This is a genomic window from Pseudomonas carassii (genome assembly GCF_036324045.1).
GTDB classification, from domain to species: Bacteria; Pseudomonadota; Gammaproteobacteria; order Pseudomonadales; family Pseudomonadaceae; genus Aquipseudomonas; species Aquipseudomonas peradeniyensis.
The window spans coordinates 101,137-126,973 of the sequence record NZ_JAZDCT010000015.1 but is presented as its reverse complement, the minus strand read 5'-3'; the positions used below and the strand labels follow the sequence as shown (position 1 = coordinate 126,973).

The window sequence follows — 25,837 nt, the reverse complement described above, 5'->3', positions numbered from 1 at the left end:
CATAAAAAACTAAAAACCAACACCCTGAAACCCGAACCCGAACCCGAACCCGAACCCGAACCCGAACCCGAACCCGAACCCGAACCCGAACCCGAACCCGAACCCGAACCCGAACCCGAACCCGAACCCGAACCCGAACCCGAATCAACTGGAAGGCTTATCATCACCCCCAACCCCCTGCTGCTCCCCAACCCGCGCCTGATCAGACAAAGGCAAGCCCCCCTTGGCTACCTGCTCACCCTGCTGCCGCTGCAAAGCCCATTGATCACTACGTTCCTTGAGACGATCCCCCCCACCTTCCGCAAAAGCCGAACCAGCCGAGATCATTACCAAAAGTGCAAACACAGACACTAAGGATATCTTCACCGGGAAACCTCCATCGATTGACCTTGTAACCGGCCACCCTGGCAGCCGGATCGAGGCAAGCATGGAGAACACGGATTTTCCCAGGATTAACGAATACCCCAATCAATTGGCCAGAAGCTGCTCGTGCACCCAGCCCTGGGCCGTAAGCACCATGGAGCGAGTTTCCTCCAGCGGTCTGGCCGAGCTGGCCACCGCCTGCCCAAGCCCGGCGATGTCGGCCTGGACCGTCGCATCGCCGACCCAGCCCGGCAGCTCGGTGACCTGGTAGCTGTAGGTCACCTGGGACTGTCGCCGTCCATTGTGTTCGACAGGCGCGCTAAACCCCTTGATGGCAGTGACCTGGGCCTTGCCGAAGCACAGCCCGCCGGTACTGGCGCCGTTCGCCTTGCGCCGGGCATCGGCCTTGTAGTAACGCCGGCCTTCGTCGGTGAGGTCGTAGGCGTAGTAGATATCGGTGCGCGCCGGCTGCCACAGACGCTCCGGCACCTCGGTGCGGGCGACTTCCCGCTCGCTGACCACGCCGACCTGGGCCAAGGCGTGCAAGGCCTTGTTGGTGCCCTCCACATCAAAGTCACGGGTGCGGGTGGGGAAGGCGCTGATCACGAAACAGTGCGGGTACTGGGTGTCGAGATAGGCCTGGGCGGCCTGGCGCAGGTCGGCTTCGCGGGGCTGTTGGCCGTCCGAGCAGCCGACCAGGGTCGCCAGCAGGGCCAGCGGTATGATCTTCCTGTCCATCGTAAGGCTTCCTTGAGTTGCCAATTGCAGGGTTGCGCGCCGGCCGGGCCGGCTGGTGCGGGATTAGAACCCGCGGGCCAGAGCCCCCGCAATCGTGGCAAGACGACATATCCTCCGAGCTGTGCGCTGTTTGGCAAAGCCCGCGCAGCCCCATGCCCGGCAAAATACCAGTGCTCAACCATACTCCTCTGGTCCGCCCCGGCACCGTCGGGGCATCCGGAAACGGGTACACCTGCAACGAAGACAGAGGAGCCGCTGATGGCCAAGGGCGAGGGCAAGAAACACAAGGGCGACAGCACCGAGAAACTTGGGCGTAAGACCTACGAAGCGGAGCTGCGGCGGCTGCACGTCGAGCTGGTCAAGCTGCAGCAGTGGGTGGTGGAGAAGGGCCTGAAGGTGTGTATCGTCTTCGAAGGCCGGGACGGCGCGGGCAAGGGCGGCACCATCAAGGCCATCACCGAACGCGTCAGTTCGCGGGTGTTTCGCGTGGTGGCGTTGCCGGCGCCCACCGAGCGCGAAAAGACCCAGATGTACGCCCAGCGTTACCTGATCCACCTGCCGGCGGCGGGCGAGGTGGTGATCTTCGACCGCAGCTGGTACAACCGCGCCGGTGTGGAACGGGTGATGGGCTTTTGCAGCGACGAGCAGGCCCACAAGTTCCTCACCGTGGTGCCGATGTTCGAGCGCATGATGGTCGAGTCGGGGATCATCCTCATCAAGTACTGGCTCGAAGTCAGTGCCGAGGAGCAGACCCGCCGCCTGCAGGACCGCATCAGCGACGGGCGCAAGCTGTGGAAGCTGTCGCCGATGGACGTCAAGTCCTACACCCGCTGGGACGACTACACCCGTGCCCGCGACGACATGTTCGCTGCCTCCGACTCCTCCTGGGCACCGTGGTACATGGCGCGCTCGGAGGACAAGCGCAAGGCGCGGCTGAACATCATCAGCCACCTGTTGCAGCAGATCCCGTACAAGGACCTCGGCAAGGCGCACAAGGTGGAACTGCCCAAGCGCGGCAAGATCGGCAAGTACAAGGCGCAGCCGTATCCATTCAAAATGGTGGCGGAGCGGTTCTGATGCCGCCGGTCACTGCGTCTCGCGGGTATCGATGCTCACCACCACCGACATCCCCGGCCGCAGCTGCCTGGCCTCGGGCTGGTCGCCATCGACGGTGATCCGCACCGGGATGCGCTGGGCGATCTTGACGAAGTTGCCGGTGGCGTTGTCGGCCTGCAGCAGGGCGAATTCCGAGCCGGTGGCCGGTGAGATCTGCTGCACATGGCCGCGCAGCTTCAGGTGGTTGAGCGCATCGACGGTGAAGGTGGCGGGTTGGCCGATGCGCACGTTGGCCATCTGCGTTTCCTTCAGGTTGGCGATCACCCACAGGGTGTCCGGCACCAGTGCCATCAACTGCGCGCCGGGGTTGACGTAGGCGCCCAGGCGGGTGCCGATCTGCCCCAGCTGGCCGTCGCGCGGCGCCTTGACCCGGGTGTTGTCCAGGTCGATGCGGGCCAGCTCCACGGCGGCCCTGGCATTCTCCACCGAGGCCTGCAGCGCGGCGCGGTTGACGATCACCGTCTCGCGGTCCTGGCGGGCGATTTCCAGCGCGGCGCGGGCCTGGGCCAGGCTGGCGACGGCTGCGGCATGGCTGGCGCGGCTCAGGTCCAGTTCGCGGCGCGACACCGAGCCGTCGCTGACCAGCGCCTGGTTGCGCTGCAGGTCGGCCTGGGCCTTGTCGGCCTGGGCCGCGGCGTCGCTGATCGCGGCCTGGCGCTGGGCGATGCCGGCCTCGGCGCTGTTGCGCTGCTGCAGGTTGTTGGCCAGCGCCGCCTCCTGCTGTTTGAGCTGGGCGATGGACTGGGCCAGGCGCTGGGTGTAGATGCGGTCGTCCAGGCGCACCAGCAGGTCGCCCTGTTTGACGAACTGGAAGTCGTGCACCGGCACCTCGACGATGTAGCCGCCCAGCTGTGGCCCGATGATCGTCACCTGGCCGCGCACCAGGGCGTTCTCGGTGCTCTCGATGGCGCTGCTGAACGGCGGCAGGCGCCAGGCATACAGCACCAGCAGGATGCCGGCCAGGGCCACGGCGGCGAAGCTCAGCGACGACAGCAGGCGCACCCGCCGAGTGCGCGCCGGGCTGGTCGGTTCGCTGGGTGGTTGTGCGCCTTCCGGGGTTTCGGCGATGGCGGTGGTGGTGGTCGTTGGCGTCTCTTGGGTCATCGGCTCGAAGCACCGCTGGTGGAGTGGTTGTAGCGCAGGTACAGGCTGCGGATGAAGATCCAGATCATGGTCAGGATAGCGATGGCGCCGATCAGCATGAACACATCGTTGTAGGCCAGCACGTTGGCCTCGCGGGTCGCGGCATTGGCCAGCAGGCGCATGCCGGCCTCGTTGCGCAGCGCCGGGTCGGCGAACACTCCGGCGTAACCGGCGCCACCGCCTTGCACGCGGGCGCTGACCAGGGGTTCCAGGGCGCTCAGGCGGTCCATCAGCTGGCTGGAATGGAATTTTTCGCGCACGGTCTGGAAGGTGCCCAGCAACGCCGAGCCGATCAGCCCGCCGAGGTTGTTGCAGATACCGAACAGCACCGAGAAGCTCACCAGGTTGCGCGGGTTGGCGCGCACATGGCCGATGCCCAGCGCCATCGACGGGCCGACGAAGAACGTGCTGCCGAAAGCCAGCAGGAACTGGCTGAGGTACATCTGCGCCGGCCGGGTCAGGTTGCTCGAGGTGCTGTCCATGAAGGCGCCGGTGGCCATGGCGGCCAGGGAGATGAACAGCGGCAGCACCAGGTGCTGGGGGTTGATGGTCAGGGCGCTGGTGGTCAGCCCTGTGACCGCGCCCAGCAGCATCACCGCGTACAGTGCGCGCATCTGCTCGTTGCCCATGTTCAGCGCCTGGAGAAAACCCACGGCGCCGGTGGACTGCTCGGAGATCACCATGCGGATCAGGATCACGCACAGGGCCAGGCGGATGATCGCGCCGCTGCCCAGCCAGCGGGTCATCAGCAACGGGTTGCTGCGGTTGTGCTCGATGGCCAGGCCCGAGAGGATCAGGGCGATGGAGCAAGCCAGGGCGATGCCGATCCACGGCGCATCCAGCCACCAGTCGATGCGCCCCAGCGACAGCGCCGCGCAGAGCAGGGCGGTGCCGCTGGCCATCAGGGTGAAGGTGAGGAAATCCAGGGGCTCGAAGGTCTTGAAGCGATCGCCCGGAGGCAGCTTGAGCAGCAGCACGCAGCCCAGCGCGGCCAGGGCCAGGCCCAGCTCGAACAGGTACAGTCCGCGCCACTCGGCGATCTGCAGCAGGTCCTCGGAGAACACCCGGGCCAGTGGCACCGCCAGCTGCGAGGCGCCCAGGCCCAGGACCATCGCCTTGAGCCGCCACTGCGCGGGGAAGGCCTGGATCATGTAGTACAGGCCCAGCGAACTCAGCGCGGCGCCGACCATGCCATGGGCGGCGCGCACGGCGATGGCCGAGTTGAGGTCGTTGACGAACAGGTGGGCGAGGGTGACCAGGGCATAGAGCACCAGGAACACCTCGGTGAAGGCGCGCAGGCCGAACTCCTGGCGGAACTTCACCAGCAGCAGGTTCATCGACACGTTGGTCATCACGAAGGCCGCCGGCAGCCAGGCCATTTCGGCGCTGGTGGCACCCAACGCGCCCTGCAGGAACGGCAGGTTGGCGACCACCAGGGCATTGCCCAGGCCGCCGGTGATGGCCACCAGCAGGCCGACCAAACCGTAGGCCAAGCGCTTGGCCGGGGCGTGCAGCGGCGTCGAGGGTGAGCCGGGCAGGCTGGGTTTCTCGTGGGGGAGCCACTGGCGGGGGGCGTATTTGTCCATCGGGTTGTCCGTTACCGCGGGTAATCCGACTCTACGTCAATGGCCGGTTGGATGAAATCATCGCTCAAACGCCGAGCGACAGGCGCATGGCGCAGCGGTTGCCCAGGCCATGGGCCAGTTCGCCGGCGAGGATGCCTTGCAGCCGTGCATCGAGCTGCGACGCGGGGATGCGCTCGAAGCCATAGCGGGCGTAGAACGGGGCATTCCAGGGGACATCGTCGAAGGTGCTCAGGGTCAGCCAGGGCAAGCCATTCAGGCGCGCGGCCGCACGCGCCTGGTCCAGCAGGCCGCGACCCAGGCCCTGGCCCTGGGCTTCCTGGCGGACCGACAGTTCATGAATGTGCAGGGCATCGCCTGTGGCGCTGGCGCAGAGAAAACCCAGTGGCTGGTCCTGGTCATCCACGGCAACCCAGCTGCCGCCCTCGGTGACGAACGCCAGGTGCTCGGCTTCGCTCAGCACATCGCTGTCGGCCAGCCATGCCAGGTGCGGCAATTGCCGGAAAGCCTGGGCCGCGGAGCGTTCCAGGGCGGGGAGCAGGGGGATGTCGCTGACGAGGGTCGGGCGGATGCGCATGGTGGATCAGAACCTGTAGATGCGGTGGTGCGGCCACGCGTTATCGCGCAGGAAGGTGGAGTTTGCCAGATCGGCGCATGGAGGTGTTGCATTGCTATTGTTATAACGTAACATTTGCACTCTTCCTTCCTTGCAGGGCCCTTACCGTGATCCGCAGAAACCCCTCCGGCCATCTCCCGCAAATCGCCGAATCGGCCTATATCGACCACACCGCCATCATCTGCGGCAAGGTGATCATCCACGACAACGTGTTCGTTGGCCCCTATGCGGTGATCCGCGCCGACGAGGTGGATGGCAGCGGCGACATGCAGCCGATTGTCATCGGCGCCAACTCCAATATCCAGGATGGCGTGGTGATCCACTCCAAGTCCGGCGCGGCGGTGCGCATCGGCCAGTACAGCTCGATCGCCCACCGCTCCATCGTCCATGGGCCCTGCGAGGTCGGTGACCGGGTGTTCATCGGCTTCAACAGCGTGCTATTCAACTGCAAGGTCGGCGACGGCAGCGTGGTGCGGCACAACTCGGTGGTCGACGGCCGCGACCTGCCGCCGCGCTTCTATGTGCCGCCCACCGAGCACATCGGCCCGCACACCGACCTGGAGCGCTACCCGCCAGTCAGCGTGTCGGCCTCGGAGTTCTCCGAGGACGTGGCGCGCACCAACATCGACCTGGTCCAGGGCTACAAGGCCCTGCAGAACGAGTTCTGAGCATGGACACATTGCTGGTGCGCAACGCACGGCTGGTCAATGAAGGGCGCGAGTTCGAAGGCGACCTGCTGGTGCGCCACGGGCGCATCGAGCGGATTGCCGGCAGCCTCGACAATGCCCGGGCGGCGCTGGAAATCGATGCCCGGGGCGCCTGGCTGCTGCCGGGGATGATCGACGACCAGGTGCATTTCCGCGAGCCGGGGGCGCCGCACAAGGGCAGCATCGCCAGCGAATCGCGGGCGGCGGTGGCCGGGGGCATCACCAGCTACATGGACATGCCCAACACCAACCCGCCGACCCTGACCCTGGAGGCGCTGGCCGACAAGAAGCGGCGGGCGGCGGCGAGTTCGCGGGCCAACTATGGCTTCCACTTCGGCGTGAGCCGCGACAACCTCGATACCATCGCCGCCCTCGACCCGCGCGAAGTGGCCGGGATCAAGGTGTTCATGGGCGCCTCCACGGGCGACATGCTGGTGGACGACCCGCAGGTGCTGGAAAAGCTCTTCGTCTATGCGCCGACCATCGTCCTGGCCCACTGCGAGCACACCCCGAGCATCCTCGAGAACGAGGGCTGGTGGCGGGCCCGCCACGGTGAGTTCATTCCCCCGGCGGCGCACCCGCTGATCCGCGACGCCGATGCCTGCTACCGCTCCTCGAGCCTGGCGGTGGAGCTGGCCCGGCGCTTCGGCACGCGCCTGCACGTGCTGCACCTGAGCACGGTGCGGGAACTGGCGCTGTTCACGCCGGGCCCGGTGAGCGGCAAGCACATCACCGCCGAGGTATGCCTGCACCACCTGCTGTTCGACGACAGCGATTACGCCAGCCTCGGCCACCTGATCAAGTGCAACCCGGCGATCAAGACCGGCACCGACCGCGATGCCCTGCGCAAGGCCCTGGCCCGCGACCGCATCGATGTGATCGGCACCGACCATGCGCCGCACACCCTGGAGGAAAAACGCCGGGTGTATACCCGCGCGCCGTCCGGCCTGCCGCTGGTGCAGCATGCCTTGCCGGCGGCGCTGGAACTGGTCTGCGAAGGGGTGCTGAGCATGGCCCAGGTGGTGAACAAGACCAGCCACGCGGTGGCCGAACTGTTCGCCATTCGCGAACGCGGTTTCCTGCGCGAGGGCTATTGGGCTGACTTCGCCATCGTCGAGCGCCTGGCCAGCCCACGGGCCGTGGCGGACGACCCGATCCTGGCGCATTGCGGCTGGACGCCGTTCCAGCAGCGCGCCTTCCACCATGTGGTGCGCAGCACGGTGGTGTCCGGGCAACTGGCCTGGCACCAGGGGCGGGTACGCGACCAATGCCAGGGTTTGCCCTTGATGTTCGACCGCTGAATCCCCCGTTCCTGTAGGAGCGGCCTCGCGCCGCGAAAGGGGCGCAAGGCGCCCCGAGCATTCCGGAGTTTCACCCATGACTGAAGAGCAACTGTTGCAACAACCCACCAGCGCCTACATGAACGAGCCCCAGCGCCAGTTTTTCCGCAACCTGCTGCTGACCCAGCGCGGCGAGTTGCAGACGCGCATCGAGCAAGAGTTCCGCGCCCTGCGCGAACAGGAAGTGCACAGTGACCCCGCCGACATCGGCAGCGCCGAGGAGGAACGCCACTGGCAACTGCGCTCGCTGGAGCGGGAAAAGAAGCTGCTGGACAAGATCGACCAGGCGCTGGAGCGCCTGGCCCGGGGTGATTACGGCTGGTGCGAGGAGACCGGCGAGCCGATCGGCCTGCGCCGCCTGCTGCTGCGGCCCACCGCGACCCTGTGCGTCGAGGCCAAGGAGCGCCAGGAGCTGCGCGAGCGGCACATACGTGACGATGTCTAGTCAGTGGCCAGGCCTTGGGCCTGCAACTGCCAGCGCACCGCGCTGACGCCTTTCTCCAGGCTCACCCGGCCGACCAGGCGCTCCAGCTGGGTCGGCGCCTGCGGTGTACCGAGCAGCTCGGCGCGCACTTCCAGGCGTGCCGGATCGGGCAGGTCCTCGCTGTGCAGCGACTGCAGGCGCAGGCCCGGATCGCTGAGGCTGTGCAGCATCAGGCTGCGCACCTGGATCTCGTCCTCGGCGCGGCAGACGATGCGTACCTCGTAGCGCTGCTCGACCTCGCTGGCCGGCACTACGTCCTGGCGGTCCAGACGTTGGGCGAGGTCACGCAGCAGGATGTTGGCGCACAGCACCACCAGGCTACCCAGGGAGGCCTCCAGCAGCAAGCCGAGGCTGCACAGCACGCCGACCGCAGCGGTGCACCAGAGGGTGGCGGCGGTGTTCAGGCCGCGTACGTTGAAACCGTCGCGCATGATCACGCCACCGCCGAGAAAGCCGATGCCCGACACCACATAGGCGGCGATGCGCGAGGCATCGGTGGGCGCCATGCCCGGCACGGCCTGGGTCATCAGCACGAACAGGCAGGCGCCGGTGCTGACCAGGGCGTTGGTGCGCAGGCCCGTCAGGCGCTGGCGCAGTTGACGCTCGGCACCGATCAGGGCACCGAGCAGCAGGGCCACGCTGACGCGCAGCAGAAAGATTTTCCAATCCATAGCGAACTCCGTTCCGCGGGCGATGGCCCGCACGAGCACCGACCGAGGGCGGCGCGAATGAAAGCGAGGAATGCGCAGGACCACGCGCCATGCCAGGTGGCAGGGCAGGAAAGGAAGGAGGAATGTTCAGCCCCGCAGGGCCGAAGGAAACCACCGTCTACCGTGTGCGGCGAGACAGTGGCAGGAACGCTGCCGGACTAGCTCGCCGTGTGGGCCTGTCGCAATCGACTGGGGCTACTGTCCAATGCAGGGGACTCCTGTGTGGGGGATGCTTGAGTGCGCGGCGGACCATACGCCTCGACCCATGCAGGGTCAAGGCATGATTCATGACAATTGCGTTACGCCAGGCGCGGCTTCATGGAAAAAACGCCGAATGATCGGGCGGCAATGGTACCCTTGCGCCTTTCGTTGCCAACCCCCCGGACCGATCCATGTTGTTCAATCTCGCCGTGCTGTTCGCCACCCTGGTGGCCATGGAGGGCGTCGGCACGCTGGCCCACAAGTACGTCATGCACGGCTGGGGCTGGTGGCTGCACCGTTCGCACCACGAGCCGCAGTTGGGCATGCTGGAGACCAACGACCTCTACCTGCTGGCCCTGGGCTTGATCGCCACGGCGCTGGTGGCCCTGGGCAAGGCCGGGCATGCGCCGTTGCAGTGGGTTGGTGGTGGGGTGGCGGGGTATGGCGTGGCCTATGTGCTGGCCCACGATGGCTTCTTCCACCGCCACTGGCCGCATGCGCCGAAGCCGGTCAACCGCTACCTCAGGCGCCTGTATCGGGCGCACCGCCTGCACCATGCGGTGAAGGGGCGCCAGGGCAGCGTGTCGTTCGGGTTCTTCTACGCACCGCCGTTGCGGGTGCTGAAGCAACAGTTGAAGCGGCGGCGGGGCTGAGCTACACGCGTTCCCCTGTGTAGGAGCGGCCTTGTGCCGCGAAAGGGCCGCAAAGCGGCCCCGGCAATCTTGAGATGGGCGCAGATCCTGGGGCCGCTGCGCAGCCCTTTCGCGGCACAAGGCCGCTCCTACAAGGGACGGTGTTCTAGGCGCAATCGCTGACGGGGCTGGCGGCCTTGTGCCCCCGGCTCACCCACCAGCCAAACCCCGCTGCCGTGAAGAACATGATCAGGCTGTAGATCGCCGCCGGCACGGCCATGGTCGCGTTGTTGAGCAGCGTCGGGCTCAGGGCCAGGGCGATGGCCAGGGTGCCGTTGTGGATGCCGATCTCCATGCCGATGGCGATCGCCTGGCGCTTGGGGATGCTCAGCAGGCGCGGTACCCAGTAGCCCACCGCGAGGCTGAGCAGGTTGAACAGCAGCGCGGCGCCTCCGACGATCGGCGCGTACTCGACCACGGTCTGCCAGTCCTTGGCCAGGGCCAGGACGATGGTGAAGGCCAGGAACAGCGCCGCGACGATCTTCATCGGTTTTTCCATGCGCGCGGCGAAGCGCGGCGTCCAGTGGCGGATCAGCATGCCCAGCGCCACCGGCAGCAGGACGATGGCGAACACCTGCATGACCTTGGCGAACTGCAGCGGGATGGCCTGGTCCGATTCCATGAACCAGATCAGCGACAGGTTCACCAGCAGCGGCATGGTGAGGATGGCGATCAGCGAGTTGACCGCGGTCAGGGTGATGTTCAGCGCCACGTCGCCATGGGCCAGGTGGCTGAACAGGTTGGCGGTGGTGCCGCCCGGGGAGGCGGCCAGCAGCATCAGGCCCACCGCCAGTGCCGATTCGAGGCCGAAACCGTTGGCGATCAGGAAGCACACCAGCGGCAGCAGCAGGATCTGGCAGACCAGGCCGATTACCACCGGCTTGGGGTACTTCACCACCCGGGCGAAGTCGGCCAGGGTCAGCGACAGGCCCAGACCGAGCATGATGATGCCCAGGGCCAGCGGCAGGAGGGCGGTGAGCAGCGGGGAGGCGGTCATGGGCGGGCTCTCGGGCGAAGGATTCCGAGGAGTGTAGGTGGTGGCGCAACGATAGCTAATCGCAAACGGCGCGCCTTGGTAACCGATTGTTACTGGGGCGAGCGGCCCTGTGTCGCGTTGCGATGCATCGCCTGGCGCAGTAGCATTCGCCCTTTTGCCGAGGATTCGCCTGTCATGCCGTTCCAGCCAGGTCTGCTTGCCACTCCGGTGCCGGCCCATGCCCGCCACCTGTTCTTCGCCCTCGACTCGCTCGAGGCCTTGCCCGCTGTCCTCGACCAGCTGTTGCCGCAGGTCGATGGGCAGCGCCTGATCCTGGGCATCGGCGCGCCGCTGGCCAAGGCCCTGGGTCGCGAGGTGCCGGGGCTGCGCAGCTTCCCGCAACTGGATGCGATGGTGGAGAACCCGGCGACCCAGCACGCCCTGTGGCTGTGGCTGCGCGGCGCCGAGCGCGGCGAGCTGTTCCTGCGCGCCCAGGCCCTGCAGCAGGCGCTGGCTCCGGCGCTGCGCCTGGTCGACAGCGTCGACGGTTTTCTGCACCGCGGCGGCCATGACCTGACCGGTTACGAAGACGGCACCGAGAACCCGGTGGACGAAGACGCCGTCGTCGCCGCCATCGTGCCGGGCGATCAGCCTGGCCTGGCGGGCTCCAGCTTCGCCGCGTTCCAGCTGTGGAAGCACGACCTGGAGTACTTCAAGTCGCTGCCCCAGGCTGAGCAGGACAACATCATCGGTCGCCGCCTGAGTGACAACGAAGAGCTCGACGACGCGCCCGAGTCGGCCCACGTCAAGCGCACCGCCCAGGAAAGCTTCGAACCTGAAGCCTTCGTGGTGCGTCGCTCGGTGGCCTGGACCGACGAGCGTGGCGCGGGCCTGGCGTTCGTCGCCCTGGGCTTCTCGCTGGATGCCTTCGAAGTGCAGCTGCGGCGCATGAGCGGGCTCGAGGATGGTGTGATCGATGGCCTGTACCGCTTCAGCCGGCCGTTGACGGGGGGGTATTACTGGTGCCCGCCGCTGGCTGAAGTTGGCGCCGACCTGCGCCTTCTGTTGGGCTGATGGATCCTGGGGCTGCTGCGCAGCCCTTTCCGGCCGGTCCGACGCCTCGGCAAGGCCGCTCCTACAGGGGATTGCATTCTGCTGTAGGAGCGGCCTTGTGCCGCGAAAGGGGCGCAGAGCGCCCCCAGTACCCCTTCAGAACGGCACCGCCACCGTCAGCTGGCTGTAAACGTTGGTCCCGCTCCCCACCTGGTTGCCGCCATTGCTCTCATCCTTGCGCGGCTTGAACAGCCCCAGCAGCGGGGTGACGATCAGGTGCTCGTTGACCGCCCACTCCACATACAGGTCCAGCTCCTGGGCATCCAGGTTCAGGGTGTCGCGGGTGCGCACGGTGTCGAAGTCGAAGAACAGCGCGCCGACGGTGAGGTCGTCCCGTGGCGTGGCCTTCAGGCCCACATGGTGGATGCCGCTGTTGGTGTTGAACGGCCCGGCATAGTTGCCGGCGACCTCGCCCTGGATCCAGGTGCCGTAGCCGCTGGACAGGCCGGTGAACAGCAGGTCCCAGCCCGCCGAATAGCGGGTGTAGCGGTAGGTCAGTTGCGGCGCCCAGGGGGCTTCGGCAAAGGTGTAACCGGCCTCGGCGTACCAGGCGGTCTCGCGGCCGCCGCGCTTGTCCTGCCAGGCATACTCGAAGGCGAAGCGGGTGTTTTCCAGTCCGATGCCACCTTCGCCGCGCAGGCTATAGACATCCATGCCTTCACGGGCCTTCTGGAACTCGCTGGCCCACTGGTCGGTCACGTCGATGCCGTGGATATAGGTCAGGCCCAGGGTGCCCAGGTCATGGGTATAGTCCAGGGTGCTGGCCGCCAGCTCGGTTTCGGCCTGGGCGCGGTTGTCGGACTTGAGCCACAGCACGCTGCCATGCAGCCCTTCCTTGCCGCCCAGACGCAGCACCGCGGTGCGGTCGAAGGCGTGGCGCGCGCCCAGGTAGAAGCCGCCGCCACGGTTGAGCTGGCCGTCGGCGGGGCCCTTGCCCAGGTTGGGGCCGTCGTCGTTGATCAGGAATCCACTGCCCAGGCGGATCACCTGGCGGCCGCCGGACAGGTCCACGCCATCCTTGCCCAGCAGTGGGAACAGGTCGCCTGAGCGCCAACCCAGGTAGGCATCCTCGATCTTGGTGGTGCGTTCGGAGCCGTCCTGGTTGCCGCCGGCGTCGCCGTCGCCCCAGGCGCCGGAGCTGACCCAGTTGAAGGCGCCATAAAGGGTGCCGTTGCCCCCCAGACCCTGGTCGCCGCTGAGGCCGTACTTGATGAAACCCTCGCGCCAGGTCGAGCCACCGGGGGTGCCGTCGTAGTTGTGGCGGCTGTTGAACATGCCCCAGACCGCGAGCAGGTCGGCGTTCAGGTGGCTGTCGTCGTCGGCGTACAGCTCGTAGGCCGGGCTGGCCTGGCCATGGACCAGCAGGGCCAGGGCCGTGGCCATGGCGGTGCGACGTGGGGTGAGACGCATGGATCGATCCTCGTTTGTTGTGTGCGGTCTTGAGTGCCGCGTCGTTGTGGAGGCAGTGTCGAAAGGCGACGGGCTATTAGCGCGTGGAACGCTGGCGGTGGTCTTGTTCATGGCTGCCAGTGGCCTTGCCTGTCGCCGCCATCACAGGCGCGCGGCGGTCTCCGGCAAGGTGGCGCCGCCGTCGACCACCAGGGTCTGGCCGGTGATGTAGCGGGCGGTGTCAGAGGCCAGGAACAGCATCGCCGCGGCGATATCGGCCGGCTCGCCCAGCCGGCCCAAGGGCACGCCGGCGGCGATCCGGGCGTTCAGGGTGGTATCGCCGAGGTTGTCCATGGCCGGTGTGCGCACCATCCCCGGTTCCACGCCGTTGACCCGCACGTTGAACGGCGCCAGTTCCAGCGCGGCATTGCGAATGAAGCCATTGACCCCGGCCTTGGACGCCGCGTAATGGCTCAGGCCCGGGTAGGCCACCCGGGGTCCGGTCACCGACGAGGTGGCCAGCACGCATCCGCGACCTTGGCGACGGAACAGCGGCAAGGCGCCCTGGGTGAGCCAGAACAACGCCCCCAGGTTCACCGCCAGGGTGCGCTGCAACAGGGCCGGGCCGATCTCGGTGAATGGGGTGAGTGGAAAGTACGCAGCGTTGTGTACCAGCACATCCAGGCGTTCCAGCCCGGCCAGCAAGGCGCGGATCGCGCCGGGGTCGGCCAGGTCGAGCATTTCACCACGAACCTCGTGGCCCAACGCCAACTGGTCCTCTACCAGGCGCTGCAACGCCTGCGGGTCGAGGTCCAGCGCCAGCACCCGGGCGCCGCCACGGGCGAAACCTTCGACGATGGCCTGGCCGATGCCGCCCGCCGCGCCGGTGACCAGTACCGTGCGGCCCTGGAAATCGTAGTGGGCGTTCATGCCGATGGCTCCAGGCGGGTGTAGGCCAAAGTCGGTACATCGACCACGGTCGAACCGCCATCGGCGGTGATCACCGCGCCGGTGACGATGCTGGCCTCGGCGCCAACCAGGAACTGGCACACGGCGGCGATCTCGTCGCTGCTGGCCGGGCGGCGCAGCGGCACGTCGGCGGTGACCCGGCGGTAGGTGGCATCGAGGTCTTCCTGGTAGTGATCCATCAATGGCTGCATCTCCTGGTCCGCCATGGGCGTGCGCACCCAGCCCGGGCAGACGCAGTTGACCCGTACGCCGAACGGCCCGTAGTCGCGGGCCAGCGAGCGGGTCAGGCCGACCAGGGCATGCTTGGCGGTGGTGTAGCCGCAGACCTCGGGGCCGGCCGCCAGCGAGGCAATGGAGCCCAGCAGCACCAGGCTGCCGCGCCGCTCGCGCAGCAACGGCAGGCAGGCCCGGGCAGTGCGGAAGGCGCTGTCGAGGTTACTGCGCAGGGCCTCGCCCCAGGCTGCGTCGCTGGTCTGCTCGGCCGGTCCCAGGCCATGGCCGCCGGCGCAGGCGATGACCGCGTTGAGGCCGCCGAAACGGGCGCGCACCTGCTCGATGAAACCCGCCCAGGTGGCGCTGTCGGCGGCGTCGCCGGCCAGCACCAGGCCATTGCACAACTGCGCGACGCGCTGCAGCGCTTCACGGCGGCGGCCCACCAGCGCCACCTGCCAGCCCTGGCGGGCCAGGCGCAGGGCGCAGGCTTCACCGATGCCGCTGCCGGCCCCGGTGATCAGCACGCTGCGGCTCATTGCGCATGCTCCGTGCGGTTGAGCACCCGGCAGTGGGACGACACCGGGAAGTTGGCCAGCGCATCGAAGCCGCCGCCCTGGTAGCCGAAGATCTTGCCGTCGCTGCGGTGCCGCGCCAGGTCGATCATCACCAGGCCCAGGGTGGGCACGATCTTTTCGCACCAGACGAACAGGTACAGTTGCTCGGCGATCTTGTAGTAGTAAGCCCGGTCGGTGTCGCACAACCCCTGTTCGACGCCCTTGAGGCACTGCCAGCTGTAGTAGTTGGCGTTGAGATAGATGTGCTCGTACTCCTCGGTGGGGCTGTAGCGATAGTGATTGCGCAGGCCGACCAGCTCGGTGGTCGGCGCGTGGGGGCAGGCGCCGGCCTGCCAGGGGCGGTCGAGGCTGCCGTGCAGGAAACTGACCTCGACGCCGGTCAGCGCTTCGCCGGCCAGGGCCAGGGAGTACAGGCCGCGCTGGGTGCGGGCCTGGTCGGGCAGACGGCCGAGCACGGCGGTGAAGGCGTGCTCGAGGGTGTCGAGCACCAGCGACACCGACCAGCCCTGGCCGGCTTCGTGCTTGATGAAGTCGACCAGGTAGATGCCGGGGCGCACCGAGGTGGCCCGGTAGCCGGCGCTGCCGCTGCTGTGGCCGTCCGCGGCGCGCCAGTGCAGGCGTTCGCTGTCGAAGCAGTGTTCGATGACCCAGCCATTGGCGAAGTGCAGGGTGAGGGTGCGTCCGGACAGGTCGGCCAGTTGCGGCAGGATGAAGGCCTCGGGCGCGAAGCCGTCGGCGAGGGCACCCACGGTGATCCAGTCGGCGGTGTTGGGCATGGCGGTGACTCCTGGGGTTGAGGTGACCACAGGGTGCAATGGCGCGTCGGGCGGCGGTATCAACCGGAAGGTTGAGTCACAGGTAGAGGCTGGCTACCAGCTCGGTGCGGTTGCGCACGCCGAGCTTGCGGAACAGGTTGATCAGGTGGGTCTTCACCGTCGGCAGGCCGACGCCCAGGGTGCGGGCGATCAGCTTGTTGCTGCTGCCTTGGCGCAGCAGCTCGGCGATCTGCCGTTCCCGTGGCGTCAGCTCGATGGGCGCGGGCGCGCTCGCCAGCGGCTGGCTGGCCACGGCGAGCTGCATCAGCCCGTGCAGGGGCAGCAGGCGTTCGAGTTCGTCGCCACGGAACTCACCGAGGCTGGCGCAGCGCAACAGCGAGACGCCGGCCACGGGACGGCCATCGGCCTGGGCGATGATCTCGACCACGTCCACCACCTGGTGCTGCGCAAGGAAACGCTGGTAGGTCTGGCCCTGCGCCTCGGGCAGGCAGGCCAGGCCCTGGCGCAGCGACACCACCGGGCGGCCGATGGCCAGGCAGCGCCCGGGCTGCAGCGGGTCGAAGGCCCGGTAGTGCTCGAGGTAGCGGGCATGCATCGGTGCCTGCAGGTCCTGCAACAGGAAGTCGCAGGCCTGCTGCCCGGCATCGATGCGGTAGAACGCCGCCAGCGAGGCCGGTACCTGCTGGCTGAAGGCCTGCAGGCAGTAGCGGCCCAGGTCGTGGTTGGCGCTGGGCATGGTCAGTAGCGGATCATCACCGACTTCAGCTCGGTGAAGTCGTCGATGAAGGCCGAGCCGAACTCACGGCCGATACCCGAGGCCTTGATGCCGCCGAATGGCACCGCCGGGTCGAGCAGGGTGTGCATGTTGACCCACAGCGTCCCGGCCTGGATTTCCGGGATCAGGCGCATGGCTTTGCCCAGGTCATTGGTCCACAGGCTCGCGCTCAGGCCGTAGGGCGAGGCGTTCATCAGGTGGATCAGTTCGTCCTCGTGGTCGTAGGGCAGGAAGGTCGCCACCGGGCCGAAGGTTTCCTGGTTGAGCAGGGTGTCGCCCGCGTTGTTGGCGAGGATGACGGTGGGCTCGACGAAGCAGCCCGGGCCGTCGCCGAGGCGACCGCCATGGACGATGCGGTTGCCCTCGGCACGGGCGGTGGCGAACAGTTCGCCGAGCTTCTGCTGGTGCGGCTTGTTGGCCACTGGGCCGAACTGGGTGGTTTCGTCCAGGGGCGAGCCGATCTTCAGCTGACCCAGGCGTTGGGACAGGGCTTCGAGCAGCGGGTCGAGGCGCGAGCGATGGACGTAGAAGCGCTCGCCGGCGGCGCAGATCTGCCCGGAATGCAGGAAGCCGGCCTCGATGATGCCGTCCACCGCCTTGTCGACGGCGACATCGGGCAGGAACGCCACCGCGTTCTTGCCGCCCAGCTCCAGGGTCGCCCGGGTGAGCTTGGCGCCCATGGCCGCCTGGCCGACGGCGATGCCGGTGGGCACGGAGCCGGTGAACGACACCTTGTCGGTACCAGGGTGCTCGACCAGCGCCTTGCCCACCAGGCCGCCGCCGGTCAGTACGTTGAGTGCGCCCGGCGGCAGGCCGGCCTGGCTGGCCAGCTCGGCGATGCGCAGCAGGGTCAGCGGGGTGAACTCGCTGGGCTTGAGCACGATGCTGCAGCCGGTGGTCAGGGCCGAGGCCAGTTTCCACAGGGCGATCATGGTGGCGAAGTTCCACGGCACGATGCCCACCACCACGCCCACCGGCTCGCGCAGGGTGAAGGCGTTGTAGCGTTCGCCGGCGAAGGAGGGCAGGGACGGGGTGATGGTCTGGCCGGTGATCTTGGTGGCCCAGCCGGCGTAATAGCGCAGGAAGTGCGCGGCTTGCTCCACCTCGAAGGCGCGGGCGATGCCGATCAGCTTGCCCGACTGCAGGGTTTCCAGCTGGGCCAGCTCCTCGCGGTTGGTCTCGAGCAGGTCGGCCAGGCGGAACAACACTGCGGCACGGGCGGCGGGGCTGGTGCGTGACCAGCTGGCAAAGCCCTGGCGGGACGATTCGACGGCGCACTCGACGTCGGCCTGGTTGGCATCGGCGACCTGGGCGATGGCTTCGCCGTTGGCCGGGTTGTGCACGGTGATGCGGGCGGTGGATTGGCTGGCGACCGATGCGCCATGGATGTACAGACCGTGGTCGCGGGCCAGGAAGGCGCTGACGCTGGGGAGGAGGGCGATGTCGCTCATGGCAGGGCTCCGGGTAATGGCGAGATGCGTTGATCCAGACGCTGCGCTGCTTGGCACCGGCTTTGCCGGTGATCGCGGGTGCAAGCCCGCTCCGACAGGGATTTACGGCGCTTCTGCGGCACTGGTTTGTTGCAGGTTACGACGCGCAGCCCCGTGCTTCTTGTCTGCCCATGCCGCCCCCATGACCCTGCCTGCCAGGCGCCACGAAAAGTGCAATCCGAGCTGCGGAAGTTGCATTTTCCGCCTCGGCCACGGCTCCCATACTGACCCGGCATTCATCAGCGAGCGGCCCCTTCCAGGCAGCGTTCGCCAGGGTCCAATAACAATGAGCCAGACCATGAAAAAGCCAAACTCCCTGCTCGAAGACCTCAAACCCCTGCTGCCGGCCATCGCTGCCCGCGCCGACCAGGCCGAGCGCGAGCGCAGCGTGCCCGCCGAGAACATCGCCGCGCTCAAGGCCATCGGCCTGCACAAGGCCTTCCTGCCCAGGCATTACGGCGGCCTGGAAATCAGCCTGCCGCAGTTCGCCGAATGCATCGCCGCTCTGGCCGGTGCCTGCGCCAGCACCGCCTGGGCGATGAGCCTGCTGTGTACCCACAGCCATCAGCTGGCGATGTTCCCGGCACGCTTGCAGGACGAGATCTGGGGCCGTGATTCGGACGCCACCGCCAGCAGCAGCATCGCGCCGTTCGGCCGTACCGAGGAGGTCGAGGGCGGCGTGCTGTTCAGCGGCGAGATGGGCTGGAGCAGCGGCTGCGACCACGCCGAGTGGGCGATCATGGGCTTTCGCCGGGCCAACCCCGAGGGCGGTCAGGACTATTGCTTCGCCGTCCTGCCGCGCAGTGACTACCAGATCCGCGACGACTGGTTCGCCGCCGGCATGCGCGCCAGTGGCAGCCGCACGCTGATCGTCGAGCGCGCCTTCGTGCCCGAACACCGTATCCAGAAGGCCAGGGACATGATGGAGGGCCAGTCGGCGGGCTTCGGGTTGTACCCGGACAGCGCGATCTACTTCAACCCGTACCGGCCGTACTTCGCCAGCGGGTTCTCCACGGTCAGCCTGGGCATCGCCGAGCGCATGCTCGAGGTGTTCAGGGACAAGACCCGCAACCGCGTGCGCGCCTACACCGGTGCCGCCGTCGGCGCGGCCACCCCGGCGCTGATGCGCCTTGCCGAGTCCACCCACCAGGTCGCCGCGGCGCGGGCGCTGCTGGAAAAGAGCTGGGAGCAGATCGCCGAGTACAGCGCCCGGCACCAATACCCGACGCGCACCGAGCTTACGTACTGGCGCACCAACCAGGGCTACGCGGTCAAGCTGTGCATCCAGGCCGTAGATCGGCTGATGGAGGCGGCTGGCGGCGGCGCCTGGTTTGACGGCAACGAGCTGCAGCGGCTGTTCCGCGATGCGCACATGACCGGCGCGCATGCCTACACCGACTACGACGTCTGCGCGCAGATCCTCGGGCGCGAGCTGATGGGGCTGGAGCCGGATCCGGCGATGACCTGAGCTTCAGCCGACGAACATGGCCGGAACAACGTGGGCGCGGGCTTGCCCCGCGATAGCGCTCTACCAGGCAAGCCCGCGCCCATAAACCGACTCAGCCCAACAACAATGATGGAGCCTTGCATGTCCACTCCCTTCGATAGCCGCGCCTTCCGCCGCGCCCTGGGCAACTTCGCCACCGGCGTCACCGTGATCACCGCCGCCGACGCCTCGGGGCGCAAGGTTGGTGTCACCGCCAACAGCTTCAACTCGGTATCCCTCGACCCGCCGCTGGTGCTCTGGAGCATCGACAAGCGCTCTGGCAGCCATGCGGTGTTCGAGGCCGCCGGGCACTTCGCGGTGAACGTGCTGGCCGCCGACCAGATCGACCTGTCCAACACCTTCGCTCGCCCCAGCGAAGACCGCTTCGCCGGTATCGAGCATGAGACCGGCGAGGGCGGCGCCCCCCTGTTGCCGGGCTGCTCGGCGCGTTTTCGCTGCGAGAAGTTCCAGCAGATCGATGGCGGTGATCACTGGATTCTCATTGGGCGGGTGCTGGCGTTCGACGACCTGGGGCATTCACCGCTGCTTTATCACCAGGGTGGGTATTCCAGGGTTCTGCCGCATGGGGTGATGGATCGTCGCGTGCAGGGGTAGCGGTCTTGGAGTGTTCGACGCAAGCGTTGCAGCGCCAAGCACCTGGCAACACGGATCAAGCCCCGCGGCAGGCAGTGGCAAGACCCGCCCGGGTGCAGGCCGCAAAGTGACAGGGAAGACCCGGTGATCGCCAGCACTTGCGGCGCGCCGGGCAAGCGGTCATCTTTCCCTCGTCCACCCAGGGCCCACCCATGACAATCAACAATAAGCTCACCGAGCACCTCAACCGTGGCAGCGTCGGCTTCCCCACCGCGCTGGCCAGCACCGTCGGCCTGATCATGGCCAGCCCCGTGATCCTCACCGCGACCATGGGCTTCGGCATCGGCGGCAGCGCCTTCGCCGTGGCCATGGTGATCGCCGCGGTGATGATGCTGGCGCAGTCGACCACCTTCGCCGAGGCGGCGGCGATCCTTCCGACCACTGGCTCCGTCTACGACTACATCAATTGCGGCCTGGGCCGTTTCTTCGCCATCACCGGCACCCTGTCGGCGTACCTGATCGTGCATGTGTTCGCCGGCACCGCCGAGACCATCCTCTCCGGGGTCATGGCCCTGGTGAACTTCGAGCACCTCAACACCCTGGCCGAGTCGGCCGGTGGTTCGTGGTTGCTGGGCGTGGGCTTCGTGCTGGTGTTCGGCGTGCTCAACGCTTTCGGCGTGAGCGCCTTCGGCCGCGCCGAAGTGGTGCTGACCTTCGGCATGTGGACCACGCTGATGGTGTTCGGCGTGCTTGGCCTGATCGCAGCGCCCGCCGTGGAGCTGGACGGGCCGTTCGGCGTGTCGCTGGTCGGCACCGACCTGATGACCATCCTGTCGCTGGTGGGCATGGCCATGTTCATGTTCGTCGGCTGCGAATTCGTCACCCCGCTGGCCCCGGAACTGCGCCGCTCGGCCTGGGTCATGCCCAAGGCCATGGCCCTGGGGCTGTTCGGCGTGGCCAGCTGCATGTTCATCTACGGCGCGGCGATGAAGCGCCAGGTGGAGAACGTCGTGCTCGACGCCGCCAGCGGCGTGCACCTGCTGGACACGCCCATGGCCATCCCGCGTTTCGCCGAGCAGGTGATGGGCGATATCGGCCCGGTGTGGCTGGGCATCGGCTTCCTGTTCGCCGGCGCCGCCACCATCAACACGCTGATGGCCGGGGTGCCTCGGATTCTCTACGGCATGGCGGTGGACGGGGCGCTGCCCAAGGTGTTCACCTACCTGCACCCGCGGTTCAAGACGCCGTTGCTGTGCATCCTGGTGGTGGCGCTGATCCCGTGCCTGCACGCCTGGTACCTGGGTGGCAACACCGACAATATCCTGCACCTGGTGCTGGCGGCGGTGTGCGCCTGGAGCACCGCGTACCTGCTGGTGACCCTGTCGGTGGTGATCCTGCGCATCCGCCGCCCGGACCTGCCGCGCGCCTACCGTTCGCCGTTGTTCCCGCTGCCGCAGATCGTCTCCAGCATCGGTATCCTGCTGGGCATGTGGTTCATCACCCCACCGGGCATGAACCCGGCCGATGTCTACGTGCCGTTCGCCGTGATGCTCGGCGCCACCGCGGCCTACGCGCTGTTCTGGACGCTGTGCGTGCAGAAGGTCAACCCGTTCCGCCCGGCGCGGGTCGAGGACGTGCTGGAGAAGGAGTTCGCCGCCGAGCCCGGTCATTCTCATAACGAGCAGGTGCAGCATGTCGGCAAGCTGGCTTGAGCGCCTGACCGGGCCGCGTGCTCCGGCCGGTTATCGGCCGGGGGCGACCTTGGCGCGGCTTAGGCAAAACCTGGGATTGGCGGATGTGCGTAGCTTTACCTACCGTGAGGATGGCCCAGCTATCGAGGTGCGTGAGCGCACCGAAAGCCACCTGCTGATGCACCTGGTGATGTGCGAGTTCATCCTGCGCGTGCCTGCCTGTGGTCAGGGTACGTTGCGGACTGAGGTGCACCATACCGGTGCGCTGCGTCGTACTGGCGTAGCCTGCCGTCTGCGGGGCGGCGACCGGGCTCTGTTCGAGGCGCTCGAGATCCGCTTCGCAGCACTTCATGCCATCCTGATGCCCCTGGATTTCAAGCGCCTGACCATCGATTGCCAGGACGGCCAATGGCAGGTAACCCTGGAACATATGGGCGCCAGCGAAGTGGTCAACCGGATGCCCGCCTTGCGTCGCTACATTCCCCTCGACGTTGAACAGCGCAAGCATCTCTGGCAGGCATTCGATGCGTTGGAGCGCATGCTTCGCGATCTTTGAACCTGGGGTCGCTTCGCGCCCCTTTCGCGGCACAAGGCCGCTCCTAAAGGAGGACGCGATCGTCTGTAGGAGCGGCCTTGTGCCGCGAAAGGAGCGCGAAGCGTTCCCACCCTCTTCAAGCCCTCGCGAACAATGACAGTTGTATGCTCATTGATAACATGTTAACAATTAGCGCATAACAACAACGCCCGCGTGTGGAGGTTGCCATGCCCCAGCCCGTCACTCAGTGCAACGCCAGACCCGCCTTGGACGGCCTGGAGCGCTGGACCACGGCCATGCAGAAGGTCTGCGGCCGGTTCCAGACCGAACTGGCCTTCAATCGCTCGCTGTTCATCGGCGAGATCTCGACCTACAACCGCGCCGGCCTGGCCCTGGCCAACCTGCGCACCAACGCCGGCACTATCCGCCGTCTGGGCGACAACCCCGACCGCGACGACGACCAGCATTGCTTCCTGGTCAGCCAACGCATGGGTTACTCGCAGATCACCCAGGACGGCGTGAGCATCCAGCTGTCGCCCGGAGAACTGCTGCTGATGGACTCGGTGGGCCCGTGCGAGATCACCCCGTTCGGCCTGATCGAGCATGTCTCGTTGTCGCTGTCCCGCGAGCAGGTGCGCAAGCACGTGACTGGGCAGGGCGCGACCTTCGGCAAGATTTCCTCGACCAATGCCTGCGGGCGCATGCTGCACCTGCTGATGGACCAGCTGCGCCGCGAGGGCGACGAGGCCGGGGAAACCCAGGGCGAGGCATTGCAGGCGGCGTTCATCGCCTTGCTGGAGCCGGGTTTCGAGCGCGCTGACGACAATCCCGGGTCGCTCGCCGGGCTCAGCGGCGCCAGCCTGCGCGGCTACGTGCAGAAGGTGATCGACGAATCGCTGGGCCAGCCGGGCCTGACCCCGGCCAACCTGGCCGAGCGCCTGAGCATCTCGGTGCGCCACCTGTACCGCCTGTTCGAGGAGGAGGGCGACAGCGTCTGCCGCTACATCCAGCGCTCACGGCTCAAGCGTAGCGCGGACGACCTGTCCAACCCGTTCCTCAAGCGCGAGTCGATCACCTCGATCGCCTACAAGTGGGGGTTCACCGATTCGGCGCATTTCAGCCGGGCATTCAAGAAGCACTTCGAGCAGTCGCCGAAGGATTTCCGGGCGATGGCTCTGATGCCTGGGCGGTAAGGACATCGCGGGGCAAGCCCGCACCGACAAGATACTCATCGAACCTGTGGGAGCGGCGGTGCGCCGATGCGGCTTGCCCGCGATGATGCAGTCAGACCAGACGCGCTCGCAGCCCTTCTACGTACTGCGCCACAAAACACCCATGCTCCGCCCCCGGCTGCTGCAACTCGATGAATGCCAGCATCGGGTCCTCCACCGCTGTCCTCACCCCCACCAACTCCTCCATCACCGCCAACCCGCAGAACGGCACATACGCCTCGGCATACCCACCCTCGTGCACCATCACCAATCGCCCTGAGCACAGCTGCTCGGCGGCCTCGCGCAGCATCCGCGTCATGACCCGGAACGACTCGCTGTGCAGCAGCATCCGCGCCAGCGGATCGACCGCGTTAGCGTCGTAGCCGCAGGCCACCACGATCAGTTCCGGCTGGAAGCGCTGCAATGCCGGCAACACGATCTGCTCCATTGCCTGCAGGTACCCCGCATGCCCGGTACCGGCCGGCAACGGAATGTTCAGGTTGCAGCCCTCGCCATCGCCCACGCCGCGCTCATCGGCGCCGCTGTAGCCCGGCGGGTAGCAGTGTTCCTGGTGCAGGGACACGGTCAGCACGTCACCGCGCTGGGCATAAATCGACTGGGTGCCGTTGCCGTGGTGCACGTCCCAGTCGATCACCGCCACCCGTCCCAGGCCGTGGCGTGCCTTGGCCGTCTCGATGGCGATGGGGATGTTGGCCAGGAAGCAGAAGCCCATGGCCTGGTCGGCCAGGCAGTGGTGCCCCGGCGGGCGCGACAGCGCGTAGGCATTGTCGGCTTCGCCGCGCAGTACCGCGTCGACGGCGGCGATGGCCAGGCCGGCGGAGAGCCTGGCGATCTCGAAGGTGCCCGGGCCGATCGGCGCCTGCAGCCCCAGTTCGCCGCCGCCGGCATCGCTCAGCGCCTTGAAGCGCGCCAGGTAATGCGCCGGGTGCACGCGCAGCAGGTCGGCGTCGCTGGCGGCTTCGGCGCCACGCTGCAGCAACTGGCGCGACAGGCCCGAGACTTCCAGCAGGTTCTTCAGGCGTCGCTTGGTTTCCGGCGACTCGGCGAAGCCCGCGGCGGCAGGGGGCTGCACCCAACCGCCGACCGGCAAGGTGAGGGCATGCAGCCCGGCGCTGTGCCAGAAGCACAGTTCATCGGAGAAAAACGCGGTACGGCGGCTCATGGGTGGACTCCAGTGGTGAGCGGGGAACGGGGAAGGCGGGCGAGCATCAGGCTGATGAACGCCAGCAGCAGGCAGCCGATGCTGCCGAGCAGCACGGCGGGCATGCCGTGGCGCGACTCGAGCAGGGGGCCGGCGATGGCCGGGCCCAGGGCCAGGCCGCCACCGATGACCAGGTTGGCGCTGTTCATCAGGCGCCCGGCGCGGTCGTGGTCGGCCAGGCAGGCGAGGATGAATGGCAGGGCGAAGGTCCAGCAGTACTTGAACAGCAGCGCGGCCAGGGCGAAACGGCGCAGGTCGGGGCTGCCCAGCAGCAGGGCGACGGCCAGCGCCATCAGGCCGATGCCCAAGGCCAGAGGCAGGTTGCGCGGCCAGCGTGGGCCGATCAGCGTGGCGCAAAGCGAGCCGGCGATTCCCATCAGGGTGGCGATGGACAGGATCCGGCCACTGCTGCCCGGGTCGATCGCCGCGCTGGCGGCGATACTGCCGATGAAGGTCCACACCGCGCTGAGCCCTGTGTAGAACAGCAGTACCGCCAGCAGGCCGCAGAGGCCCGGGAGCCAGCGGCGTTCGAGTGGGTCGTGCGCAGGTTTCATCGGGCCGGGTGTGGCCGACGCCGGGAAGGCGCCTGCCAGCGGCAGGCACAGCAGCATCAGCAGCGCCAGGCCCAGGTACAGGGCCTTGAGCCCGAATGACCCGAACAGCGGCGGCAGCAGCCACAAGCCCACGGCGCCGAGGATCAACTGGCCGCTGACCCACAGCCCATACACCCGATCGGGCTGCCGGCTGCTGGCCGCGCTGGCGATGCACACCACCATCAGCGTGCCGCCGGCCAGGGCGCTGAGCACGCGCAGGGCCATCAGCGCCAGGTAGCTGTCGCAGCCGGCCGACGCCAGGTTGGCCAGGATGAACAGCAGCGCCGCGCCTCGCGCCACCCGACGCCAGTCCCAGCGGGGTTGCCAGTAGTAGGCGGGCAGGGTGGCCAGGCTCATGGCCGCCAGCTCCGCGGAAAACAGCTGGCCGACACGCGCCGGCCCGAGGCCCAGCTGGGCGGCGTACTGGCCGGCGACCGCCGGCGCGGTCATCAGCACGCAGGGCACCACGGCGGCGAACAGCACGATGGCCAGCAGCCGCAGCGGCGGCAGGCCGATAGCAGTGAACACAGGCATGA

The 25,837-nt window shown here is 67.4% G+C and carries 24 protein-coding genes and 2 pseudogenes; 12 read left to right on the top strand and 14 right to left on the bottom strand.

Going from position 1 to position 25,837, the window contains the following annotated elements:
* Window positions 1-354, top strand: a pseudogene (locus tag V0R62_RS13550) (hypothetical protein); the annotation flags it as partial.
* 114 nt (window positions 355-468) lie between these two features.
* Here V0R62_RS13550 and V0R62_RS13545 read toward each other — a convergent pair.
* Entirely contained in the window at window positions 469-1,101 is a 633-nt protein-coding gene (locus tag V0R62_RS13545; protein ID WP_330104079.1) for a hypothetical protein, read from the bottom strand.
* A 258-nt stretch (window positions 1,102-1,359) separates the two neighbouring features.
* Between V0R62_RS13545 and ppk2 the strand changes: the two genes are divergently transcribed.
* Complete coding sequence (gene ppk2 / locus V0R62_RS13540; RefSeq protein WP_330104078.1) at window positions 1,360-2,178, top strand: polyphosphate kinase 2; 819 nt, start codon at window positions 1,360-1,362, stop codon at window positions 2,176-2,178.
* A 9-nt stretch (window positions 2,179-2,187) separates the two neighbouring features.
* Here ppk2 and V0R62_RS13535 read toward each other — a convergent pair whose 3' ends face one another.
* The 3 genes from V0R62_RS13535 to V0R62_RS13525 form a co-directional block, all read right to left on the bottom strand.
* Window positions 2,188-3,321, bottom strand: a complete 1,134-nt coding sequence (locus V0R62_RS13535) for an HlyD family secretion protein (RefSeq protein ID WP_330104077.1) — start codon at window positions 3,319-3,321, stop codon at window positions 2,188-2,190.
* Window positions 3,318-4,946 carry an MFS transporter gene (locus tag V0R62_RS13530; protein WP_330104076.1) on the bottom strand — a complete coding sequence of 543 codons (1,629 nt, stop codon included), beginning with the start codon at window positions 4,944-4,946 and terminating at the stop codon, window positions 3,318-3,320. The genes V0R62_RS13535 and V0R62_RS13530 overlap by 4 nt, the downstream gene beginning before the upstream one ends.
* 64 nt (window positions 4,947-5,010) lie before the next feature.
* Window positions 5,011-5,520: a GNAT family N-acetyltransferase gene (locus V0R62_RS13525; RefSeq protein WP_330104075.1), complete on the bottom strand. Its 510-nt coding sequence runs from the start codon at window positions 5,518-5,520 to the stop codon at window positions 5,011-5,013.
* A gap of 146 nt (window positions 5,521-5,666) precedes the next feature.
* On the opposite strand from V0R62_RS13525, the gene V0R62_RS13520 reads away from it, so the two are divergent.
* The 3 genes from V0R62_RS13520 to dksA all read left to right on the top strand — a co-directional run bounded on the left by V0R62_RS13520 (window position 5,667) and on the right by dksA (window position 8,051).
* Window positions 5,667-6,227 carry a gamma carbonic anhydrase family protein gene (locus tag V0R62_RS13520; protein WP_062362175.1) on the top strand — a complete coding sequence of 187 codons (561 nt, stop codon included), beginning with the start codon at window positions 5,667-5,669 and terminating at the stop codon, window positions 6,225-6,227.
* Between the two features lie 2 nt (window positions 6,228-6,229).
* Window positions 6,230-7,567, top strand: a complete 1,338-nt coding sequence (locus V0R62_RS13515) for a dihydroorotase (RefSeq protein WP_330104074.1) — start codon at window positions 6,230-6,232, stop codon at window positions 7,565-7,567.
* Between the two features lie 76 nt (window positions 7,568-7,643).
* Window positions 7,644-8,051: an RNA polymerase-binding protein DksA gene (dksA, locus tag V0R62_RS13510; RefSeq protein ID WP_262951741.1), complete on the top strand. Its 408-nt coding sequence runs from the start codon at window positions 7,644-7,646 to the stop codon at window positions 8,049-8,051.
* On the opposite strand, the gene V0R62_RS13505 is transcribed toward dksA, so the two are convergent.
* Window positions 8,048-8,761: an MgtC/SapB family protein gene (locus V0R62_RS13505; RefSeq protein ID WP_330104073.1), complete on the bottom strand. Its 714-nt coding sequence runs from the start codon at window positions 8,759-8,761 to the stop codon at window positions 8,048-8,050. The two genes, dksA and V0R62_RS13505, sit on opposite strands and share 4 nt — an antisense overlap.
* 431 nt (window positions 8,762-9,192) lie before the next feature.
* Here V0R62_RS13505 and V0R62_RS13500 point away from each other — a divergent pair, with 431 nt between their 5' ends.
* Complete coding sequence (locus tag V0R62_RS13500) at window positions 9,193-9,654, top strand: sterol desaturase family protein (RefSeq protein WP_330104072.1); 462 nt, start codon at window positions 9,193-9,195, stop codon at window positions 9,652-9,654.
* A 145-nt stretch (window positions 9,655-9,799) separates the two neighbouring features.
* Here V0R62_RS13500 and V0R62_RS13495 read toward each other — a convergent pair whose 3' ends face one another.
* On the bottom strand, window positions 9,800-10,690 hold the full coding sequence (locus V0R62_RS13495; RefSeq protein ID WP_330104071.1) for a bile acid:sodium symporter family protein: 891 nt from the start codon (window positions 10,688-10,690) through the stop codon (window positions 9,800-9,802).
* A 174-nt stretch (window positions 10,691-10,864) separates the two neighbouring features.
* Here V0R62_RS13495 and V0R62_RS13490 point away from each other — a divergent pair, with 174 nt between their 5' ends.
* Window positions 10,865-11,743 (top strand): Dyp-type peroxidase, encoded by an 879-nt coding sequence (locus V0R62_RS13490; protein ID WP_330104070.1) that lies wholly within the window; start codon window positions 10,865-10,867, stop codon window positions 11,741-11,743.
* A 135-nt stretch (window positions 11,744-11,878) separates the two neighbouring features.
* Here the strand turns inward: V0R62_RS13490 and V0R62_RS13485 are convergent, their stop codons facing one another.
* From V0R62_RS13485 to V0R62_RS13460, 6 genes are all read right to left on the bottom strand, one after another.
* Window positions 11,879-13,165 carry an alginate export family protein gene (locus tag V0R62_RS13485; RefSeq protein WP_330104082.1) on the bottom strand — a complete coding sequence of 429 codons (1,287 nt, stop codon included), beginning with the start codon at window positions 13,163-13,165 and terminating at the stop codon, window positions 11,879-11,881.
* 168 nt (window positions 13,166-13,333) lie between these two features.
* Window positions 13,334-14,101: an SDR family oxidoreductase gene (locus V0R62_RS13480; RefSeq protein WP_330104069.1), complete on the bottom strand. Its 768-nt coding sequence runs from the start codon at window positions 14,099-14,101 to the stop codon at window positions 13,334-13,336.
* Window positions 14,098-14,889, bottom strand: a complete 792-nt coding sequence (locus tag V0R62_RS13475) for an SDR family NAD(P)-dependent oxidoreductase (protein ID WP_330104068.1) — start codon at window positions 14,887-14,889, stop codon at window positions 14,098-14,100. Before V0R62_RS13475 ends, V0R62_RS13480 begins: the two co-directional genes overlap by 4 nt.
* Window positions 14,886-15,704 carry a molybdenum cofactor biosynthesis F family protein gene (locus tag V0R62_RS13470; protein WP_330104067.1) on the bottom strand — a complete coding sequence of 273 codons (819 nt, stop codon included), beginning with the start codon at window positions 15,702-15,704 and terminating at the stop codon, window positions 14,886-14,888. Before V0R62_RS13470 ends, V0R62_RS13475 begins: the two co-directional genes overlap by 4 nt.
* 76 nt (window positions 15,705-15,780) lie before the next feature.
* Window positions 15,781-16,440 carry a helix-turn-helix transcriptional regulator gene (locus V0R62_RS13465; RefSeq protein ID WP_330104066.1) on the bottom strand — a complete coding sequence of 220 codons (660 nt, stop codon included), beginning with the start codon at window positions 16,438-16,440 and terminating at the stop codon, window positions 15,781-15,783.
* A gap of 2 nt (window positions 16,441-16,442) precedes the next feature.
* On the bottom strand, window positions 16,443-17,930 hold the full coding sequence (locus V0R62_RS13460) for an aldehyde dehydrogenase family protein (RefSeq protein ID WP_330104065.1): 1,488 nt from the start codon (window positions 17,928-17,930) through the stop codon (window positions 16,443-16,445).
* A gap of 337 nt (window positions 17,931-18,267) precedes the next feature.
* Between V0R62_RS13460 and V0R62_RS13455 the strand changes: the two genes are divergently transcribed.
* The 5 genes and pseudogenes from V0R62_RS13455 (at window position 18,268) to feaR (ending at window position 23,468) form a co-directional block, all read left to right on the top strand.
* Entirely contained in the window at window positions 18,268-19,437 is a 1,170-nt protein-coding gene (locus tag V0R62_RS13455; protein ID WP_280080828.1) for a p-hydroxyphenylacetate 3-hydroxylase oxygenase component, read from the top strand.
* 120 nt (window positions 19,438-19,557) lie between these two features.
* Window positions 19,558-20,067: pseudogene (locus V0R62_RS13450) on the top strand (flavin reductase family protein); the annotation flags it as partial.
* A 194-nt stretch (window positions 20,068-20,261) separates the two neighbouring features.
* Window positions 20,262-21,761, top strand: a complete 1,500-nt coding sequence (locus V0R62_RS13445; RefSeq protein WP_110737244.1) for an APC family permease — start codon at window positions 20,262-20,264, stop codon at window positions 21,759-21,761.
* Window positions 21,742-22,296, top strand: coding sequence for a DUF3156 family protein (locus V0R62_RS13440; RefSeq protein ID WP_330104064.1), 555 nt, complete (start codon window positions 21,742-21,744; stop codon window positions 22,294-22,296). Before V0R62_RS13445 ends, V0R62_RS13440 begins: the two co-directional genes overlap by 20 nt.
* Before the next feature lie 206 nt (window positions 22,297-22,502).
* A complete protein-coding gene (gene feaR, locus V0R62_RS13435) occupies window positions 22,503-23,468 on the top strand; it encodes a transcriptional regulator FeaR (protein WP_330104063.1) in 966 nt (321 codons plus the stop codon).
* Between the two features lie 91 nt (window positions 23,469-23,559).
* Here feaR and V0R62_RS13430 read toward each other — a convergent pair whose 3' ends face one another.
* Both V0R62_RS13430 and V0R62_RS13425 read right to left on the bottom strand, forming a co-directional pair.
* On the bottom strand, window positions 23,560-24,669 hold the full coding sequence (locus tag V0R62_RS13430; RefSeq protein ID WP_330104062.1) for a class II histone deacetylase: 1,110 nt from the start codon (window positions 24,667-24,669) through the stop codon (window positions 23,560-23,562).
* Complete coding sequence (locus tag V0R62_RS13425; protein ID WP_330104061.1) at window positions 24,666-25,835, bottom strand: MFS transporter; 1,170 nt, start codon at window positions 25,833-25,835, stop codon at window positions 24,666-24,668. The genes V0R62_RS13430 and V0R62_RS13425 overlap by 4 nt, the downstream gene beginning before the upstream one ends.
* Window positions 25,836-25,837 lie beyond the last annotated feature (2 nt).

Excerpts from the sequence above, each read along its gene's own strand:
- feaR (WP_330104063.1), top strand. The coding sequence starts at position 22,503 with ATGCCCCAGCCCGTCACTCAGTGCAACGCCAGACCCGCCTTGGACGGC.
- V0R62_RS13515 (WP_330104074.1), top strand. The coding sequence starts at position 6,230 with ATGGACACATTGCTGGTGCGCAACGCACGGCTGGTCAATGAAGGGCGC.
- V0R62_RS13430 (WP_330104062.1), bottom strand. The coding sequence starts at position 24,669 with ATGAGCCGCCGTACCGCGTTTTTCTCCGATGAACTGTGCTTCTGGCAC.
- V0R62_RS13530 (WP_330104076.1), bottom strand. The coding sequence starts at position 4,946 with ATGGACAAATACGCCCCCCGCCAGTGGCTCCCCCACGAGAAACCCAGC.
- V0R62_RS13525 (WP_330104075.1), bottom strand. The coding sequence starts at position 5,520 with ATGCGCATCCGCCCGACCCTCGTCAGCGACATCCCCCTGCTCCCCGCC.
- V0R62_RS13535 (WP_330104077.1), bottom strand. The coding sequence starts at position 3,321 with ATGACCCAAGAGACGCCAACGACCACCACCACCGCCATCGCCGAAACC.
- V0R62_RS13475 (WP_330104068.1), bottom strand. The coding sequence starts at position 14,889 with ATGAGCCGCAGCGTGCTGATCACCGGGGCCGGCAGCGGCATCGGTGAA.
- V0R62_RS13425 (WP_330104061.1), bottom strand. The coding sequence starts at position 25,835 with ATGCCTGTGTTCACTGCTATCGGCCTGCCGCCGCTGCGGCTGCTGGCC.
- V0R62_RS13505 (WP_330104073.1), bottom strand. The coding sequence starts at position 8,761 with ATGGATTGGAAAATCTTTCTGCTGCGCGTCAGCGTGGCCCTGCTGCTC.
- dksA (WP_262951741.1), top strand. The coding sequence starts at position 7,644 with ATGACTGAAGAGCAACTGTTGCAACAACCCACCAGCGCCTACATGAAC.
- V0R62_RS13500 (WP_330104072.1), top strand. The coding sequence starts at position 9,193 with ATGTTGTTCAATCTCGCCGTGCTGTTCGCCACCCTGGTGGCCATGGAG.
- V0R62_RS13455 (WP_280080828.1), top strand. The coding sequence starts at position 18,268 with ATGAAAAAGCCAAACTCCCTGCTCGAAGACCTCAAACCCCTGCTGCCG.
- ppk2 (WP_330104078.1), top strand. The coding sequence starts at position 1,360 with ATGGCCAAGGGCGAGGGCAAGAAACACAAGGGCGACAGCACCGAGAAA.
- V0R62_RS13440 (WP_330104064.1), top strand. The coding sequence starts at position 21,742 with ATGTCGGCAAGCTGGCTTGAGCGCCTGACCGGGCCGCGTGCTCCGGCC.
- V0R62_RS13545 (WP_330104079.1), bottom strand. The coding sequence starts at position 1,101 with ATGGACAGGAAGATCATACCGCTGGCCCTGCTGGCGACCCTGGTCGGC.
- V0R62_RS13480 (WP_330104069.1), bottom strand. The coding sequence starts at position 14,101 with ATGAACGCCCACTACGATTTCCAGGGCCGCACGGTACTGGTCACCGGC.
- V0R62_RS13445 (WP_110737244.1), top strand. The coding sequence starts at position 20,262 with ATGACAATCAACAATAAGCTCACCGAGCACCTCAACCGTGGCAGCGTC.
- V0R62_RS13470 (WP_330104067.1), bottom strand. The coding sequence starts at position 15,704 with ATGCCCAACACCGCCGACTGGATCACCGTGGGTGCCCTCGCCGACGGC.
- V0R62_RS13485 (WP_330104082.1), bottom strand. The coding sequence starts at position 13,165 with ATGGCCACGGCCCTGGCCCTGCTGGTCCATGGCCAGGCCAGCCCGGCC.
- V0R62_RS13460 (WP_330104065.1), bottom strand. The coding sequence starts at position 17,930 with ATGAGCGACATCGCCCTCCTCCCCAGCGTCAGCGCCTTCCTGGCCCGC.
- V0R62_RS13490 (WP_330104070.1), top strand. The coding sequence starts at position 10,865 with ATGCCGTTCCAGCCAGGTCTGCTTGCCACTCCGGTGCCGGCCCATGCC.
- V0R62_RS13465 (WP_330104066.1), bottom strand. The coding sequence starts at position 16,440 with ATGCCCAGCGCCAACCACGACCTGGGCCGCTACTGCCTGCAGGCCTTC.
- V0R62_RS13495 (WP_330104071.1), bottom strand. The coding sequence starts at position 10,690 with ATGACCGCCTCCCCGCTGCTCACCGCCCTCCTGCCGCTGGCCCTGGGC.